This is a genomic window from Longicatena sp. 210702-DFI.1.196 (assembly GCF_020563125.1).
GTDB classification, from domain to species: domain Bacteria; phylum Bacillota_I; class Bacilli_A; order Erysipelotrichales; family Erysipelotrichaceae; genus Longicatena; species Longicatena caecimuris.
Genome location: NZ_JAJCPX010000030.1, coordinates 17,569 through 35,843, shown reverse-complemented (window position 1 = coordinate 35,843; position 18,275 = coordinate 17,569). Strand labels below are relative to the sequence as shown.

Annotated in this window: 19 protein-coding genes; all 19 read left to right on the top strand. The window is 47.3% G+C overall.

The genetic code is table 11. The features are described from left to right. Positions 1 to 264: 264 nt before the first annotated feature. The 19 genes from LI241_RS11835 to LI241_RS11745 all read left to right on the top strand — a co-directional run bounded on the left by LI241_RS11835 (position 265) and on the right by LI241_RS11745 (position 18,274). Positions 265 to 981 (top strand): ABC transporter ATP-binding protein, encoded by a 717-nt coding sequence (locus tag LI241_RS11835; RefSeq protein ID WP_017144544.1) that lies wholly within the window; start codon positions 265 to 267, stop codon positions 979 to 981. Then, positions 978 to 1,718 (top strand): ABC transporter permease, encoded by a 741-nt coding sequence (locus LI241_RS11830; protein WP_008690058.1) that lies wholly within the window; start codon positions 978 to 980, stop codon positions 1,716 to 1,718. Before LI241_RS11835 ends, LI241_RS11830 begins: the two co-directional genes overlap by 4 nt. A 16-nt stretch (positions 1,719 to 1,734) precedes the next feature. Then, entirely contained in the window at positions 1,735 to 2,577 is an 843-nt protein-coding gene (locus LI241_RS11825; protein WP_008690057.1) for a MerR family transcriptional regulator, read from the top strand. A 287-nt stretch (positions 2,578 to 2,864) separates the two neighbouring features. Further along, the gene (locus LI241_RS11820; RefSeq protein ID WP_008690055.1) at positions 2,865 to 3,692 is read left to right on the top strand and encodes an energy-coupling factor transporter ATPase; all 828 of its coding nucleotides are present in this window, start codon (positions 2,865 to 2,867) and stop codon (positions 3,690 to 3,692) included. Continuing rightward, entirely contained in the window at positions 3,668 to 4,528 is an 861-nt protein-coding gene (locus LI241_RS11815; RefSeq protein ID WP_008690053.1) for an energy-coupling factor transporter ATPase, read from the top strand. The genes LI241_RS11820 and LI241_RS11815 overlap by 25 nt, the downstream gene beginning before the upstream one ends. After that, positions 4,521 to 5,333: an energy-coupling factor transporter transmembrane protein EcfT gene (locus LI241_RS11810; RefSeq protein WP_008690052.1), complete on the top strand. Its 813-nt coding sequence runs from the start codon at positions 4,521 to 4,523 to the stop codon at positions 5,331 to 5,333. The genes LI241_RS11815 and LI241_RS11810 overlap by 8 nt, the downstream gene beginning before the upstream one ends. A gap of 170 nt (positions 5,334 to 5,503) precedes the next feature. Beyond that, a complete protein-coding gene (truA, locus tag LI241_RS11805; RefSeq protein WP_008690051.1) occupies positions 5,504 to 6,259 on the top strand; it encodes a tRNA pseudouridine(38-40) synthase TruA in 756 nt (251 codons plus the stop codon). A gap of 272 nt (positions 6,260 to 6,531) precedes the next feature. After that, a complete protein-coding gene (locus tag LI241_RS11800) occupies positions 6,532 to 7,329 on the top strand; it encodes a histidinol-phosphatase (RefSeq protein ID WP_008690050.1) in 798 nt (265 codons plus the stop codon). 124 nt (positions 7,330 to 7,453) lie between these two features. Beyond that, the gene (gene rplM / locus LI241_RS11795; protein ID WP_008690049.1) at positions 7,454 to 7,891 is read left to right on the top strand and encodes a 50S ribosomal protein L13; all 438 of its coding nucleotides are present in this window, start codon (positions 7,454 to 7,456) and stop codon (positions 7,889 to 7,891) included. Between the two features lie 12 nt (positions 7,892 to 7,903). Then, on the top strand, positions 7,904 to 8,308 hold the full coding sequence (gene rpsI, locus LI241_RS11790) for a 30S ribosomal protein S9 (RefSeq protein WP_008690048.1): 405 nt from the start codon (positions 7,904 to 7,906) through the stop codon (positions 8,306 to 8,308). Between the two features lie 442 nt (positions 8,309 to 8,750). Beyond that, positions 8,751 to 8,915, top strand: a complete 165-nt coding sequence (locus tag LI241_RS11785) for a hypothetical protein (protein ID WP_008817055.1) — start codon at positions 8,751 to 8,753, stop codon at positions 8,913 to 8,915. A 148-nt stretch (positions 8,916 to 9,063) separates the two neighbouring features. Then, positions 9,064 to 9,912: a ParA family protein gene (locus tag LI241_RS11780; RefSeq protein WP_008817054.1), complete on the top strand. Its 849-nt coding sequence runs from the start codon at positions 9,064 to 9,066 to the stop codon at positions 9,910 to 9,912. Further along, a complete protein-coding gene (locus LI241_RS11775; RefSeq protein WP_022299208.1) occupies positions 9,866 to 10,828 on the top strand; it encodes a ParB/RepB/Spo0J family partition protein in 963 nt (320 codons plus the stop codon). Before LI241_RS11780 ends, LI241_RS11775 begins: the two co-directional genes overlap by 47 nt. Positions 10,829 to 11,135: 307 nt before the next feature. Beyond that, positions 11,136 to 15,365, top strand: coding sequence for a SpaA isopeptide-forming pilin-related protein (locus tag LI241_RS11770; RefSeq protein WP_008817052.1), 4,230 nt, complete (start codon positions 11,136 to 11,138; stop codon positions 15,363 to 15,365). Positions 15,366 to 15,566: 201 nt separating this feature from the next. Continuing rightward, the gene (locus LI241_RS11765) at positions 15,567 to 15,806 is read left to right on the top strand and encodes a hypothetical protein (RefSeq protein ID WP_008817051.1); all 240 of its coding nucleotides are present in this window, start codon (positions 15,567 to 15,569) and stop codon (positions 15,804 to 15,806) included. Continuing rightward, positions 15,803 to 16,045 (top strand): hypothetical protein, encoded by a 243-nt coding sequence (locus LI241_RS11760; protein WP_008817050.1) that lies wholly within the window; start codon positions 15,803 to 15,805, stop codon positions 16,043 to 16,045. Before LI241_RS11765 ends, LI241_RS11760 begins: the two co-directional genes overlap by 4 nt. Then, complete coding sequence (locus tag LI241_RS11755) at positions 16,042 to 16,665, top strand: hypothetical protein (RefSeq protein WP_008817049.1); 624 nt, start codon at positions 16,042 to 16,044, stop codon at positions 16,663 to 16,665. Before LI241_RS11760 ends, LI241_RS11755 begins: the two co-directional genes overlap by 4 nt. Continuing rightward, positions 16,662 to 17,318: a hypothetical protein gene (locus tag LI241_RS11750; protein WP_008817048.1), complete on the top strand. Its 657-nt coding sequence runs from the start codon at positions 16,662 to 16,664 to the stop codon at positions 17,316 to 17,318. The genes LI241_RS11755 and LI241_RS11750 overlap by 4 nt, the downstream gene beginning before the upstream one ends. Next, positions 17,315 to 18,274 (top strand): hypothetical protein, encoded by a 960-nt coding sequence (locus LI241_RS11745; RefSeq protein WP_008817047.1) that lies wholly within the window; start codon positions 17,315 to 17,317, stop codon positions 18,272 to 18,274. The genes LI241_RS11750 and LI241_RS11745 overlap by 4 nt, the downstream gene beginning before the upstream one ends. Position 18,275: the final 1 nt, after the last annotated feature.

Sequence of the window (18,275 nt, the reverse complement as noted above, 5' to 3'; positions counted from 1 at the left end):
GGAACCGTACGTACGGTGGTGTGAGAGGGTGATTTATTTCACCCTACTCGATTTATCCATATGATGACGCTTATGCTTAATCATGATGCGAAAGATTAAGTTTTTTTATTAAATGGATTATTCTTGATGATCAGCAAACAGGTAAATATTTTATCAACAAAAGATCTTTTTATTCATTGTACGATAAAGGTTCTCATAGTTTTATTAAAGTGCTTGACTCTCCTGTAACAGGAGGATATATCCTTGATTTACAAGGAGGTATGAATGATGGAATTATGTATACAAGTGGAACATCTGACAAAGCGATTTCAAACACAAATTGCGGTGAATCAATTGTCTTTTGAGGTGAAGAAAGGTGAAATCTTCGGTATTCTAGGACACAATGGTGCGGGGAAAACGACAACGATCGAAATGCTTCTTGGTTTACAAAACCCTGATGAAGGAAAAATCAGGCTCTTAAAGAAAGATGGTGCTAGCATAGATAAAACAATCTTTGAAAGGATTGGAGTACAACTGCAGGCATCAAGTTATCAAAACAATATTCGGGTAAGGGAATTATGCGAAGAAATGGCATCACTGTATCAAGATCCTGCAGATTACCATGAACTATTGGAACAGTTTGAATTATCGCCGTTTGCACATCATTTTGTAGCGCATTTATCACAAGGAGAACGCCAAAAGTTATCTATCCTATTGGCATTGCTACCAAAACCGGAAATGCTTTTTTTAGATGAAGCTACGACAGGGTTAGATGCAGCCGCAAGAAGAGCGGTTTGGGATCGTCTTTTGTTATGGAAAGAAAAAGGTACGACCATTTTGTTAACGACACACTATATGGAAGAAGCAGCGTATTTGTGTGATCGCATTTTATTATTGAAACAGGGAAATGCTATTATGGAAGGAACTGTAGCAGATATTGCAAAAGGTTTTGCCAGTTTAGAAGAAGCTTATTTACACTATATGGAGGTGACTAAGTTATGAAGCGCTTTTTGACATTGTTTAAAATAGAAGGGAAATTAGCTCTTCGCTGTCCGGATGGTATCATTTTTGGTGTGATCATGCCGGTAGGAATCTTATTTTTGATTGGTTTTATCGCGAAAGATCAACAAGCAGGAAATAGTGGCTATACCTTTATGCAAAGTGCATTTTCTTCTCTAATCACCATTGGTATCTGTGCGACAGCATTCATGGGTCTTCCTATGACGTTCAGCGATTATCGTGATAAAAAAATCTTAAAACATTTTTTTGTGACACCGGTAAGTCCGCGCGTGTTATTATTAGTGGAAACACTTATCGCCGCATTGACGGCAATCGTATCAGCCTGTATGATAAGCTTATGCGCCATACTATTTTTTGATTATCATATGGAAGGAAATCCCTTCTTATTTCTAGGAGCTTACGTTTTCGTGTTATTTTCGATGTATGGCATAGGAATGATCATTGCTGGTCTATCACCTTCGCTAAAGGTTACGAATATCATTTGCAGTGTTGTCTATTTCCCTATGTTATTTTTATCCGGAGCAACCATTCCATATGAATTGTTTCCTTCACCGTTGCAACACATTGCGGATGTATTGCCCCTAACGCAAGGAATTCATGTATTAAAGGATGTTTCTATGGGGATATGGAATGAACAAACACTACTGGCGGTTGGCATACTATTACTAATTGGCATACTCGGCTATCAAATAGCAATTCGATTATTCCGCTGGGATTAACAAAAGGAGGATGCAGATGGAACAGAATTACCATTGTACAGAAAAAGAGGTACCTTACTATTACCGTATTGGAATGTTTGCGCAAATGAATAAGATTACGATTAAAGCATTGCGTCATTATGATGAGATTGGCTTATTGAAGCCTGCATATGTGGATGAGCATAACGGATATCGCTATTACAGTTCTAGTCAATTGCCAATCTTACATCGTATTCTCGTTTTACGTCAAATTGGTTTTCGTTTGGATGAAATTCAACAAATATTAAGTGGTGCTAACGAAACAGGAATGTTATTGATGAAGAAAAGTAAGTTACTGCAGTCTGTGAGTGATTTGACACAGAAAATAGCTGCCATTGAAGGTTATCTGGCCAAAGAGGATACGGTATCTGCTTATCATCCCATTATAAAATCCTTGCCTAAGGTGAAATGTGCATCCATGCGTGTACAATTAGATAGTTATCAAGATTTATTTACCTATATGCCAAAAATGGGAGAGGCAATGGAAAAAGCCGGTTGTATATGTGCAGAACCAGATTATTGCTTTACTTGTTACCATGATGGAGGATATAAAGCAAATAAGGTTGATGCAGAAATATTTCAGGCGGTTACTGCGATGCAGGATGATATGCAAGATTTGCATTTTGTCGAATTATCGGAGGTGGAGCAAGCGGTTTGTGTCCTTCATAAAGGTAGTTATGAAACGTTGCCTTATGCCTATCAAGCATTGATTGCTTACATGGAAGAGCATGGCTATATGGCCGCAGGAGAGCCTCGTGAGGTGTATATCGATGGTGTTTGGAATAAAGATACGAGTGCACAATGGCTTACGGAACTGCAATTTCCAATAAAACAGGAGTAAAGGATATGGAAAGTGAAGGCGAAAATTCTTCACTTTTTTTCTTTGATGACTGCTATGAACTAGCTCAAAGTGCTTGCGAAGCCTAGTGCCATCAGCATGAAGAAGATGAGGATACGTGTGAAAAAGCGTTCCATCTGCATAATGGAATTGCTGGATTCAAATTTATGTTTCCATATGAGAACGCTATCACGTCATATGTCTTGACACATCTACAAATACAGGCGTAATTTATTGTGTTCATTCTGCTTTCGTTGTATAATAAATGGGCTAAACTTTGAGGTGATGATATGGAAAAGATACGAGTAGAAGATCTAACCTTCTCTTATGACAAGGAGCGCAATGCCGTTGAGGCAGTGTCCTTTGCGATTGAAGAAGGCAGCTATACAACAATTATCGGACATAATGGCAGTGGCAAAAGTACGATAGCAAAGTTATTGATTGGTTTGCTGGATAAAGATCAGGGACATATCTATGTGGATGGTGAAGAGCTGACTATGGATACGCTATACGATATACGCGATAAGGTTGGTATCGTCTTTCAGAATCCGGACAATCAGTTTATCGGCGCTACGGTTGCCGATGATATCGCGTTTGGTTTGGAGAATCATCAGGTAGCCAGCGAATATATGCAGGAGATTATCGATCGCTATGCGCAAAAAGTCGGCATGAGCAAGTATATGCAAAGTGAGCCGACAAAGCTTTCCGGTGGGCAGAAACAGCGTGTGGCTATCGCCGGCGTTTTAGCAATGACACCGGAAATCATCATCTTCGATGAATCTACAAGCATGCTAGATCCACAAGGGAAAGCAGAAATTAATGAGCTGATCCAGGAAATACATAAAGAAAGCAGTATTACGATCATTTCGATTACGCATGATATCGAAGAGGTAGCAAAGTCAGATCATGTTATTGTTATGGATGGCGGACATGTTGTCATGCAAGGATTACCGGATGACATCTTATTGAAGGAAGAACAGTTGATAGCATTACAACTGGATATTCCATTTGCCTTGAAGTTCACAAATGCATTAAAGAAGGCGCATATCGAAATTGCGCCATGTACCACACTAGAAAGGGCGGTTGAGGAAGTATGTCAATTACGTTCAAAAATGTAGCACACACCTATAATGAAGGTTCTCCTTTTTCCTATGCCGCTTTAAAAAATATCAATTTAAATATTCCCGAAGGTAAGGTTACTGCTGTGATTGGTGAAACAGGCAGTGGTAAAACAACCCTTGTACAGCATCTGAATGCATTGTTGTTGCCTAGTGAAGGAGAATTAGAGGTATTAGGTAAGAACATTGTCGCTAAGGAAAAACCAAAAAATTTAAAGGCGTTGCGTAAACAGGTAGGCCTGGTCTTCCAGTTTCCGGAATATCAGCTATTTGAAGAAACGATTGCCAAGGATATTGCTTTCGGTCCTAAGAACTTTGGAGCAAGCGAAGAGGAGGCATTGGAAGTTGTAAAAAAGGTCATCAACGTCGTCGGCTTAGATGAAAGCTATTTAGAGCGGTCTCCTTTTGATTTATCCGGTGGCCAAAAACGCCGTATTGCGATTGCCGGTATCTTGGCTATGGACCCCGGTGTGTTGGTGTTGGATGAGCCAACAGCCGGACTTGATCCGCAAGGAGCAAAAGATATGATGGAACTGTTTTTACGCATGAATCGTGAATTTCATAAGACGGTTTTAATCGTTACCCACGATATGGAGCATGTATTGCATTACTGTGATGAGGTCATCGTGGTTAAGGATGGTCAGATTGAAAAGCAATGCGATGTAAAAGAATTCTTCCGTTCGGTTGCATTATTAAAAGAACTGCGCATCAATCCGCCAGCCATCATACGCTTACGAGAAGAACTGATTGCGCAAGGTTTTCATATAGCTTCTTCCATTCTTGATTTAGATGAATTGGCACAGGCAGTAGCGAAAGAGGTGAAATCCCATGAATAATATTGCTTTGGGTAGATACCTTCCATTAACGTCTATCATACATAACATGGACCCCAGAGCAAAAATTGGGGCAATGCTCTTAATGATGGTAGCAATCTTTATACCGGCCGGTTATACCGGTTATATCATTATCGGCATAGCGGTAGTACTAACTGCGTTGTTAGCGAAATTAAAGCTTAGTTTCTTATGGAGAGCCATGAAACCAATGCTTTTTATGTTAAGCTTTCTACTTATCATTAATCTGCTTGTTGTACGCAGTGGGGATGTGCTCATTACCATTGGCAGCTGGAACATTTATACAGATGCTTTGACACAGACGCTGTACATCGTGATACGATTGGCATTGATGATCATGATCACAACGATTTTAACAGCAACCACCAAGCCTTTAGAACTAACCTTAGGCATTGAGGATTTATTAAAACCATTCAAAGTGATTGGAGTTCCTGCCCATGATATTGCGATGATGATTTCTATTGCATTGCGTTTTATCCCAACGCTGATTGAAGAAACTCAGCGTATCATGAAAGCACAGGCATCACGTGGTGTGGATATGGAAAATGGGAAACTGATGGAAAAGGTGAAAGCCATTTTATCGTTGATCGTACCTCTATTTGTTTCTGCTTTTCAAAGAGCAGAAGAATTGGCATATGCAATGGAGGCCAGAGGATATATTCCTAGTCGCCCACGTACCCGTTATAAACAGTTAAAGATGCATGGGAAGGATGTAGCTTTATTGTTGTTAAGTGTGTTAATTCTGGTGGGAATGATTGTATTAAGTATGACAGATCTTGGCTTCTTTTAAGGAAATGTCAAAGAGAGTGCTTAAGGTTAAGCACATAAGCTAAAGATTGGTAATAGTGCATTTATCCATATTGTAAAGATAAAGGCGTTTAAGATAATATTTAAGCGGTAATGGTATAAAGGTTATTACGAGAGGTTCAGATAGAAAAAGAGTAAGGAAAGGGGAATTCTATGGCACGCTATAAAGCAGTTGTCAGCTATGATGGCAGTTCCTATGGCGGCTGGCAGAAACAGTTGAATACTACTTCTATACAAGAAGTTATTGAACAAGCATTAGCGAAAATGCACAAGCATGATGTTGCAATCGTGGCTAGCGGACGAACGGATGCCGGTGTACATGCTATAGCTCAAGTGTTTCATTTTGACAGTGAGATGAAGATACAAGAGAAGCATTGGATAAAAGCATTGAATTCTCTATTACCTAAAGATATCCGGATACAGTCCGTAAAACAGGTTACTGAAGCGTTTCATGCCCGTTTTGATGCCATTGGAAAACGATATGATTATTTGATTAGTAATGATATTTTAAATCCTTTTAAGGAAAATTATATGGCAAAGGATGCACATAAGCTTGATGTAGCTTATATGCAGGAATGCGCTACTGTATTGATAGGAACTCACGATTTTACCAGCTTTACCAGTAATAAGATTGATCCGCGAAAACCGCGTGTAAAAACCATTACTCGTTTAGAGGTGTTACAGGAAAAGGATCATGTACATATGATTTTCGAAGGAAACGGTTTCCTTCGTTACATGGTACGCATGTTATCCCAAACATTAATAGAAGCTGGTAAACATCGCATTACAAAAGCTGATATAAAAAAGATGTTAGAAGCGAAAGATAAGCATGCCTGTCGTTACAAGGCAGTCCCACAGGGATTATACCTTGTTCGTGTGGATTATGCAGATGATGAGGAACAGAATTAGGGACTATGCCAGTGTTATAAGGATATCCCCCATTTTGTTCTTTTTATTTTTTGAGAGCATCTATGGCGTATAAGTAAACTAGTATGGATGATAATAAAGGTATCATTATTAAAAGAGGTGAAAGAAAACAGAGAAGCTGATGCGTACCATAAAAAATCATGGAAAGAAATAGCAGATTATTGTTAGGAAAAGAAGGCTTTTCGCATACCATTTTTTACTTGAATATGGTATAGTTACCATGGAAATTTATAAAGATGAAAGGAGGAGGTTATATGCGTAAAACAAACTATCATATGCATACGAAACGTTGTATGCATGCTTCCGGCAGTGATGAAGATTATGTGCTTGCAGCTATCGAAGGTGGATATGAAGAAATTGGTTTTTCTGATCATTCACCTTGGCAATATAAGAGTGACTATGTGGCACATATGCGAATGCGTGCAAGTCAGTTTGATGATTATTATAACAGCATTAAAAAACTGCAAGTGAAATATAAGAATCAGATAGCAATTCGCATTGGTCTGGAATGTGAATATTTCCCTGAATATATGGGATGGTTGAAGACACTGCTAGTGAATTATGATATGGATTATATTATATTTGGAAATCATTATTATAAGACGGATGAAAAACGTATTTATTTTGGAACTGCTTGTGAGGATGACACCTATTTAAAACTTTATGTGGATGAGGCAATAGCCGGTATGAAAACAGGCCTGTATGCTTATTTAGCACATCCAGATTTATTCATGCGAGGAAAACGGGTGTTTGATCATAAAGCGGTAGAAGAATCGTATCGTTTATGTATAGCGGCTAAGGAATTAGGAATCCCATTGGAGTATAATTTGGCAGGTGCTGAGTATAATGCAATTATGAAGACGGAGCAGTATCCGCATAAGGATTTCTGGCGAATCGCTGCCGAGATTGGCAATACAGCCATTATTGGTGTAGATGCTCATGAACCATCGGCTTTAAAAACGGATACATATCGTGTTGAAGGTATAAAAAGATTGCGGGATTTAGGGTTAAATATAACTGATACGATAGAATTTGGAAAGTTTAAAGGATAAAGTGTTTATTTTTTATGAATTTCAAAAGATTTTTATTGACTTCTTGAGGGATTGATAATAAACTATTAAATAGGCACTTATGCCTTTGTAGCCCCGGAAACTACATAGGAAAGGAAGTAAAAATATGCGCCAAACAACATTTACTAAACCTGCAGACGTTAAACGTACATGGTACGTTGTTGACGGAACAGGATTGACTTTAGGTCGTTTATCTACAGAAGTAGCATCTGTGTTAAGAGGAAAACATAAACCTACTTACACACCAAACGTTGACTGCGGAGATTTCGTTATCATTATCAATGCGGATAAGATCGAAATGACAGGAAACAAACTGGACACTAAGAAATACTACAACCACTCTGGTTACGCTGGAGGATTGCGTACACGTACTGCACGTAACATGAAGGAAAACTATACTGTTGAATGGGTTGAAAGATCTGTTTATGGTATGTTGCCTCATACGAAGTTAGGTGACAGAATGCGTAGACATCTGTTCGTTTATACTGGAGCAGAACACCCACACACAGCTCAGCAGCCAGTTGAGTTGAAAATCAAAGGATAGGAGGAATAAGAAATGGCAGCTAAGAAAAATACAGTAACTTACAATGGTACAGGACGCCGTAAAACTTCTGTTGCTCGTGTCTTTATGACTCCGGGTAAAGGTAATATTGTTGTCAATGGAAAAACATTGGAAGAATATTTACCATTAGAAACTTTGCGTATGGTTGTTCGTTCACCATTAGAATTAACAGAAACTTTAGAACAGTTTGATATCAAGATCAACGTTCAGGGTGGAGGATACACAGGTCAGGCTGGCGCTATGCGTCATGGTATCACTCGTGCTTTAATGGAAGCAAGTGCTGATTATCGTCCTGCATTGAAAGCAGCTGGATTTGTTACTCGTGACCCTCGTGCTAAGGAACGTAAGAAATACGGTCTCAAGGCAGCTCGTCGCGCGCCTCAGTTCTCTAAGAGATAACAGGCCCGACAAACCAATTCAAAAATGTTCAAAAAGCCCGGAACCATGCGGTTTTCCGGGCTTTTTCTATTCTCGAAACGCTGATTTTGTTTCTCTAATTTTGTTCGGATTTGAACGGTTTTGACCTCATTTTTCTTGATTAAAAATGGGGCAACAGGCATTTTTGACCCCGTTATGATTAAAAAATGGGGCAACTGGGAGCCGAAATCGGGCCGTTTTTGAGAGGGATTTTCTCCCCTGTGACAGCCAGCTTTTACGGTCTGTTATTCCTGGATTTTCTTTTGGAAGGTTTGGCCGGGTTTGTCAAGGTTTGACTAAACCGAATACAGTTTATTCTGTCTTTTACATAAGATTTTTTCTATGATTCAAGTTGCAAAGTATTCGCACATTTGTAAAAATGCTCCCCTTTCTATACAATGGAGGCACAAAGGAGGCGTGTCAAATGAAAAAGCGGAAACTTAAAATATATCTTACCCCCACAGAGAACCGCATTGTGATCCAGAGCCTTAACAACCTGCGCAACGCCATGCTGAAAGAAAACCGAGACACCGGCTGTATCGACGAACTTTTGCTCAAGGTAATGTGCGCCCCGGTGAAGAAAGTATAAAAACTACATATCCCCGTCCGAAAAGGGCCGTTTTATCTGCTGTTAGATAAGACGGCCTTTTTTCATGCCCGTCTTTCAGATTTCCCGCGTACATAGCCGTCCGTCTTGCCAACGGGCGGCTAAATCTATGGAAAAGGAGGACATGAAAATGCCGGAACAAAGAAGCCGCCCGAAGAATGGCCGTGTGATCGCATTAGCCAATCAGAAAGGCGGCACAGGCAAAACGACCACGACGGTCAACCTGGGCATTGGACTTGCACGTCTGGGGAAAAAGGTGCTGCTCATCGACGCAGACCCACAGGGCGACCTCACCACCTGCCTGGGCTGGCAAGATCAGGACAGCTTGCAGACCACCCTTGCCACCGTCATGGGAAAAATCATCCGTGATGAGCCATTCACCACGGATGAGGGCATTTTGCACCACAGCGAGGGCGTAGACCTTATGCCTGCCAACATCGAATTGTCGGAGCTGGAAGTCAGTCTGGTAAACGCCATGAGCCGGGAGGTCACTTTGCGCACCTATGTCAATGAGGCAAAGAAAAACTACGATGTGGTGTTGATCGACTGTATGCCGTCCCTGGGTATGATTACCATTAACGCTCTGGCAGCAGCGGACAGCGTGATTATCCCCGTCCAGGCCCACTATCTCCCCGCAAAGGGCATGACCCAGCTTATCAAAACCATAGGCAAGGTGAAGCGTCAGATCAACCCGGCCTTAAAGGTGGACGGAGTGCTGCTCACCCTGGTGGACGGACGCACCAATCTGGCCCGCCAGACGGCGGATACCCTGCGGCAGAGCTACGGGAGCGTTCTGAAAATCTATCGTTCCGAAATCCCCGTGGCAATCAAAGCCGCAGAAATCAGCGCCGCAGGCAAGAGTATTTACGCCTATGACAAAGGCAGCAAGGTGGCCCAGGCTTACGCAGAGTTTTCAAAGGAGGTGCTGGCAGATGGCGAAAAACAACGCGCTAAACTTCAATCTTCCCTCAGCCGATGACCTGTTCAGCACCGAAGAAAGCCGGGCGGAGGCGCGCCTGGAAAAAGTCATCAACCTCAATCCCTCGGAAATCAGCGATTTTCCTAATCATCCATTTAAGGTGCGGATGGACGCTGCCATGCAGGAAATGACGGAGAGCGTGAAGCAGTACGGCGTTTTGGTGCCAGCTTTAGTGCGGCCCAAACCGGACGGCGGTTATGAGATGGTGGCCGGACACCGCAGGAAAAAGGCGGCGGAGCTGGCAAACCTCACAGAAATCCCCTGTATCGTGCGGCAGCTCACCGACGATGAAGCCACGATCATTATGGTGGATTCCAACCTGCAAAGGGAACAAATCCTGCCCTCAGAAAAGGCGTTCGCCTACAAAATGAAGCTGGACGCGATGAAAAGGCAGGGACAGAGGACGGATTTAACTTTATCGCCAGTGGCGACAAAGTTAGATACAGCGGCGCAACTCGGACGACAAAGTGGTGAAAGTAGAGATCAAGTGTTTCGTTTTATCCGCCTCACCAATCTCATCCCGGAAATTCTGGAATTGGTGGACAATTCGGTGTTGAAAGACCCGGAAACGCTGCAAATCGCCCTGCGGCCTGCGGTGGAGCTGTCCTACCTGCGAAAAGAGGAACAGGCCGACTTGTTTGCAATCATGGACGAACTGGACTGTACCCCGTCCCACGCCCAGGCCATCAAAATGCGTCAGATGTCCGAAGCCAAGACAGGCGGGGAACGATTAGCCAAGGACGCGCTTGTTTCCATTATGAAGGAGGAAAAGCCCAATCAGAAAGAACAATTCAAAATCCCAAAGGAGCGGATCAACAAATATTTTGCGCCGGGGACGCCCGCGCAGAAGATTGAGGATACCATCATCAAGGCGCTGGAGCTGTATCGAAAACGCCAACGCAGTTTAGAGCGATAACCTTACTCACAAGGGAGAAGTGCGCCCATTTGCAGGAAAACGCCTGGCTTTGCAGGTTTCCCCTCTCCACACCTCACCCCTTCCAGACAACCTAAACAGCCTAAAAAAGAAGATATATCCAGAGCCTTAGATGATAGAAAGCCCTGGCAGGCTTCTTTTCAACAGACGTGTGGGGTTGTGTGGAAGGGCGGATAAGAGGCAGCGATTCGGGCGCGCCTCTCTTTTTTAGAACGTAAACGAATCCAGCCGTAAGCAGCACATCCAAAGCGATGTGCTTTTTTTGCGGCCATTTCAAGGAGGTAACAAGATGAAAACACTGAAAAAGCCTCTCTCCCTGCTCATGGCGCTGTTCATGTGCCTGGGTATGTTTGCGGGGACAGGTGTTACGGCGTTTGCCGCAGGAGAAACCATGACGACGTATATGGTGGATATTCCCCGTGCAAACGACCCCAATAAAGCAGGCTGGGGCCATCCGGCCCTCAACTTTCTGGGCGGATGGTCAACCAGCGCAGGCACCCACTTTTCCGTCCACACCCAGGACGCATACAACGGGCGCGCTATCTACTGTATCGAGCCTGGAATCGGCGTCCATTCCGGCGACCAATATACGGGGCGCGGCGAGGATTTCTGGGATAACTACCCCTCAAGCCTCAATCCGACGATTCCACCCAACACCATCAAAGAGTATATCGGGCGCATTATGACCTATGGGTGGCAGGGCAACGCCAGCACCTCATGGATGAGCAGCAACCCCGATCATGCGAACCAGATGGCCGGATATATCGCCACCCAGCTTTTAGTCTGGGAAACCATCGTGGGCGAGCGTGACAGCCAGTTCAACCATGTGGACGCCAACGCCCAGGGGAAAAACAATGTAACGGAATATATCAGCGCGGAACATCCCCTGCGCAGCCAGATTTTCAGCCAGTATTCCGCGATTGAAAGCGCGGTGAAGCGCCATACCATGCTGCCCAGCTTTTTCAGCAGCACCGCCGACGCGGGAGCCTATGAGCTGAAATGGGATGGAGAAAAGTATTCTGCCACACTTACAGATACCAACGGTGTACTGGGGGACTATACCTTTAGCAGCAGCACCGCAGGGCTGAATTTCTCCGTAGACGGCAGCCAGCTCACCATCACATCCAGCCAGGCCCTCAAAGGCTCTGTAACCGTGAAAGCGGAAAAGATCAGCGCCCAGCGCAGCGGCGTGGTGGTTTGGACGGACGGCGTGACCGGGGGCGGCACCCAGGACTTTGCCACCTACGGCACGACGGTTTCCGACCAGATGGTAGGCTACCTTAATCTGGAAGTGAAAACCGGCAATATGAAGTTAATCAAAACTTCCGAGGACGGCAAGGTGGAGGGGATTTCCTTTACCATCACCGGCGAGGGATATAACGCCACCAAAACCACCAATGCCGCAGGTGAAATCGACATTACCGACCTCAATCCCGGCGTTTACACCGTAACCGAGCAGTCCATTGACAAATATGAACCCCAGGCCACCCAGCGCGTCACCATCGTCAGCGGCCAGACGGCTACCGTGACCTTTAACAATGTTCTCAAGCGTGGCAGTTTGGAAGTTACCAAAACCAGCGAGGACGGTTTGGCGGAGGGCATGACCTTCCACTTGTCCGGCACATCCCTCTCCGGCCTGCCGGTGGATGAGTACGCGGTGACGGATTCCACAGGAGTGGCAAGGTTTGAAAACGTGCTGATCGGCACGGGCTATGTGCTGGAGGAGGTGGATACCCCCATCCGCTATGTGGTGCCGGAGGCCCAGACAGCTACCATCGAATGGAATGAGGTCACGGATAAAACCGTGAACAATATCCTCAAAAAGTTCCGTGTCACCGTCACCAAGAGCGATGTGGAAACAGGAACGCCCCAGGGCGACGGCTCCCTTGCCGGAGCGACCTACGGGCTGTATAAGGGCGATACCCTCATCGACAGCTTTACGACCGACGAGAATGGTCAGTTCACCACCGGCTATTATGTCTGCGACTCCGACTGGACGATCCGTGAAATCAATCCCAGCGAGGGCTACCTTGTGGATTCCACCATCCACCATGTGGGCGCGGAGCCGGAGCTATACACCATTGAGCTGAATGATACCGCCAATGATGTGACAGAGCAGATCATCAAGGGGGATATTGCCATCATCAAACACACGGACGATGGCGAAACAGGAATTGAAACCCCGGAGGAAGGCGCAGAGTTCCAAATCTATCTGAAAGCTGCGGGCAGCTATGACGCGGCAAAGGACTCCGAGCGCGATGTTCTTGTTTGTGATGAGAATGGCTTTGCGCAGTCGAAAAAGCTGCCCTATGGAACGTATATCGTCCATCAGACCAAAGGCTGGGAGGGCCGGGAGCTGATGGATGATTTTGAGGTGTATATCTCCCAGGACGGGCAGACCTACCGCTATCTCATCAACAATGCAGCCTTTGAAAGCTATATAAAAGTAGTCAAGGTGGACGCGGAAACCGGCGTCACCATCCCCTATGCGGGCGCAGGCTTCCAGATTTACCGCCCGGATGGCAGCAAGGTGGAAATGACCTTCACCTATCCGACGCCCACCACGATTGATACCTTTTACACCAATGCCGAGGGCTATCTTGTCACCCCGGAAAAGCTGGAGTATGGCTCCGGCTATTCGCTGGTGGAGGTGCAGGCCCCCTATGGCTATGTGCTGGACAGCACCCCTGTGTATTTTGATGTGACCGAGGACAATTCTACCGAGGAGGGCGGCGTGACAGTCATCGAAGTCACCAAGTCCAACATGGCCCAGAAAGGCGTTATCAAGGTCAGCAAAACCGGCGAAGTATTCTCATCCGTGCAGGAAAACGAGGGCGTTTATCAGCCGGTGTACGAAGTGACCGGCCTGCCGGGCGCGGTGTTTGAGATCACAGCTTTGGAGGACGTCTACACGCCGGACGGCACCCTGCGCTATTCTGCGGGCGAAGTGGTGGACACCATCACCACCGGGGAGGACGGGACGGCCCAGAGCCAGCCTCTCTACCTGGGCAAATTCCAGGTGAAAGAAATCGAGTTCCCCCACGGCATGGCGGACACCGGCGAGAATATCACCGAGGTGGAGCTTGTGTATGCAGGCCAGGAAGTCGAAATCACCGAAACTTCTGCCAGCTTCTACAACCAGCGCCAGAAAGCCCTTGTGACGCTTGACAAGGTACTGGAGCAGGATGAAACCTTTGGTATTGGCATGAATGGCGAAATCACCGCTGTTACCTTTGGCCTCTATGCCCAGGAGGACATCACCGCAGCGGACGGCTCCATCATCCCGGCAGACGGGCTTCTGGAAATCGTTTCTGTGGATGAGAACGGCCAGGCCATGTGCAAGACCGACCTGCCTTTTGGCAGCTTCTATCTGAAGGAGCTGTCCACCGACAGCCATTACCTGCTGAATGGTGAAACCTTCCCGTTCAGCTTTGAATACGGCGGGCCTTCCCTGGCCGTGGTGGAGATTGCCGCCAACAATGGCGAGGCTGTTTCCAATGAGCTGATCCGCGGTGAAATCCGGGGCCTCAAAACCGATGAGAATGGCACGGGCCTTTCCAGGGCTGTGATCGGTCTCTTTCAGAGCGATGAAACCGAGTTTACCGCAGAAAACGCCCTTGCCACCGCCACCTCTGCGGAGGACGGCAGCTTCTCTTTCGCGGATGTGCCTTTTGGGGATTGGGTATTAAAAGAGCTGGAAAGCCCGGCAGGCTTCATTCTCTCTGATGAGGTCATCCCCGTCACTGTGGAGGAAGATGGGCAGGTAGTGGAAATCTCCCTTGCCAACGAGCGCATTTACGGCAACCTGCGGCTCACGAAAGTGGATAAGGACTACCCGGACAACAAGCTCACCGGGGCCGAGTTCGAGGTGTACCGCGATACCAATGGAAATAAGGAGCTGGACGAGGGCGACGAACTGCTGGGCAAGATGGAGGAAACCAGCACCGGCATTTATGAGATGGCCCATATCCTCTACGGCGGCGTGTTCGTAAAGGAAACCAAAGCGCCGGAGGGCTTCCTGCTGGATGAAAACGCCTACTATGTGGAGATCGCCGAACACGGCAAAATCTACGAGGTAGAGAACGAGGCCGGAAAAGGCTTTGTCAACGCGGCCCAGACCGGCTCCCTGCGGATTGAAAAGACATCCAGCGACGGCAAGGTGGAGGGCTTCTCCTTCCGCGTGACGGGCGCGAACGGTTACGACCAGACCTTCAAAACCGATAAAAACGGTGAAATCCACATCGAGGGCCTGCGCGTAGGCGATTACACCGTGTCCGAGGTGTCGGACGGGGCCAGCGCCAGCTATGTGCTGCCTGCGGATAAGACGGTGACAATCCTGGCGGATAAGACCACTGTGGCGCAAATGCACAATGAACTGCGCGACACACCGAAAACCGGCGATGACAGCAAGCCGTGGCTTTGGATGGCCCTCATGGGCGTGTCCGCTGCGGGCGCTGCCACGCTGGGTATTCTGGGATATGTGAACAAGAGAAAAAAGGGTAACAAATCCGCTGAATAAGGCGGTTTGAATTTGTGTCAGGAGGAAATCATCATGGAATTAAAAGCAATCATTGCCATCGGGCTTGTTCTTTTCATCATCGGCGGGCTGATCTTCCTTAAAATCAGAAGCCGGAAGAAATAGCAGAAGCCACAGGGGCGGCCATACGGGGCCGCCCCTCTTACATACCCAAAAAAGAACTGGAAAGGAGCTTGATGGCAGATGAAAGAACCATTTGAACAGCGGCTGTTCCGCATTTTCGCCCAGGCGGGCTATTCCCCGGTGCAGCTTCTCACCGTCACCCCGGAGGAGATGGTGGAGATCCCCGGCATTACCGTCCCCAACATCCGGGCGGTGCTGTGCGTCCAGAACAAGGTGCTGGCCGACCGCAACAAAATCCGCAGCGGCAGGCTGGTGGAGGAGCTTCTGAAAGAGGCGGGAGGGATGGAGGTGCGCCCATGAGCGAGCTGCATATATTGGACGTCCTGGCGGCCCGGCGCGGCTGCTACATTTCCGACCTCAATCTTGCACCGTTCCTGCGCCGGATGGCGCTGTCCGACCTACGCCGGATGGAGGAAAATGCCTATCCGTTCTCTCAATGGCAGGAGGCGGTGCGCTACCTCACAGGGGATGAACGGGATTTCGCCAGTGTAAAGGAAATCAAGGCGTTTATTTTGAGCGAAACGGAGGCAAAGAGATGAACGATGATTTACAGGAAAAACGCATGGCCGGTGATTATGAGATCATCCAAGGGCTGCATATAGGCGACCGGGAGATTGTTCTGGGGGAAAATCCACGGGATGAAACCGGCATGAAGTATATGTGCGCCTTTTGCCGTCAAAATGCTTTGTTTGCAGAATACAGCGAAGTGATGGCAAGTGATGATTTCCCAGAGATTGCAGAGCTGTTCGGCCGGCGGGTTGCCGAGCAAGCGCAGAAAACCCGCATAGAACTGAACAAGCCCCGCATACAGGGCATAAACGACCGCCTTATCACAGCGGAGAGCTGCACCCCTCTTTCCGGTGAGGATGATCTGCATGGAAAAATCGTGGTGGTAAAGCCGGATGTGCTGCGCCGGGAATACCGCAGGGCAACCCATCAACTCAAGCTCTGCACGGGCGGCTTTGGCGCTTCTCCCCACAGCCGGGGCACCGCCTGTTTTTGCATTGATCTCTATACCGGCAAAGAGAGCCGGTATGAGCGCATGGATGTGATGGGAACGATGGAGCCGGAAAACCTTCCCGGCTGGGCCAGGCATGGGCTTACTGCCATCCAGCAGGAACAGGCTCAAAAGAAAACCAATAAGGAGCGTGAACGATGATGGATTACAGAGAAAATGCAGGATATGTCATAACGGATTCCTGCCATGTGGGCGAAAGCGAGTTTGTATTGGGCGTCCATTTGACAGCGCCTCAGCAATTCGTTACCTGGAAATGCAAAGACCGGACGGATTACTACTGGGGCCACTATTTCAGCAGCCTGTTTGACGCGCAAAAGGATTTGGTAGCGCGGGCGCATGAGGAGGTTCAATATCTGGAGCAGCGCGGCATTGATCCCAACAAGATGGAGCTGGAACCCGCCGATTCCCCCTGGGGAGAAATCCAGACCTGCCACACCCTTTGCCCCGGCGCTTATTCCGTCAGCACCGCAGGCCATGGCGGGGTTATGGTCAGCCGGGAGCTTGCGGACAAGGTGCTTTGCAAGGAGGCCAAGACCTGCGGCTTTATGGAGCGCGGCTACCTTTGCTTTGAGGAGGACTGCGCCGCGCCGGTGGCTTTGCGGGAGCTGATGGACAGAGGGCTGTATCAAGCGCCTGTCAACGAGTATTTTGCCCCTGGGGAATACGAGGCTGTGATTAACGACAGCCTGCAAACCTTCCACCCGGAATACTGGCAGGCACGGGAAAAGATGAGGGCGGAAAAGGCGCGGACTCCCCACTCAAAAACTGCAAAACACAAGGAGCGTGAACGATGATGAAGTTTCAAATTACCAGCATGACCCCGGAGGAACGGCTGTACGCATACAGCCAGAGCAGTCAGATCGAGGGTCAAACGGGCTGTATCGGCTATCTGCGCGGGGATTTTGGCGCTGGGCAAGAGTTTTATACTTCCTGGTTCGACCGCCGAAAGGAATATAAGGACGGTGAGTTCAAGGCGGAGTTTGACGAAGTGGTCAACGCCTTGCGGGAAAAGGATGGGCTGCTTTGTAGCCGGGCCAGCATGAACAGGTTCTGCTGTCAACATCCAGAGGCTGAATTTGAGGGGAACTACTGCACCGAGTATGGTTTTAAGGTGCAAACGTCCCAGCACACCTATATGCTGCGGTGTAATCTCAACTATGGAGATTATAACTTTTACCTCTACGCCTACGTTGCCCGGTTTTTAGAACACCACATAGAGAAGGCCCAAGAAGGCATTCGATTTATGGCTTCCAGCGGCAGGGAGCTGTTCCGTATTCCAGACGGCGACCACATCCGTATTCAGCGTTCCGATGGCAGTCATGTTGACCGAAGCTGCCGGTATATTGACGAGTGCCATATGGAGATTGGCGGTGGATGGGATAACCTCTGTCATGTCTATCAATTCGCTGAGATGATGGAACGAAACGGCAGCACCGTCATTCCCCTACGCTCCTCTCTGCCTGCACAATGCTTCAGCGTACTTCCTTCATCCGGGGAACTGATTCTCCTAACCAGGGGTGAAAATGGATACAGCCCCTGCTATGATTTTTCAACCCCCGACGCCAGACAGAATCGGGAGTTCGCGGATGACTGCAATGTGAAAAACGGTGTCACCAAAGCGCAGGAGGCCGCCATGCTGGCCGGCTCCATGTTCGGATGGCAGACCCCTGCCGCAGACCCCAAAAACTACGATGAGCAGGGTCAACCAGTCAAATCCCGACAGCGCAAAGCTGCGTCATTGGAAAGGTAGG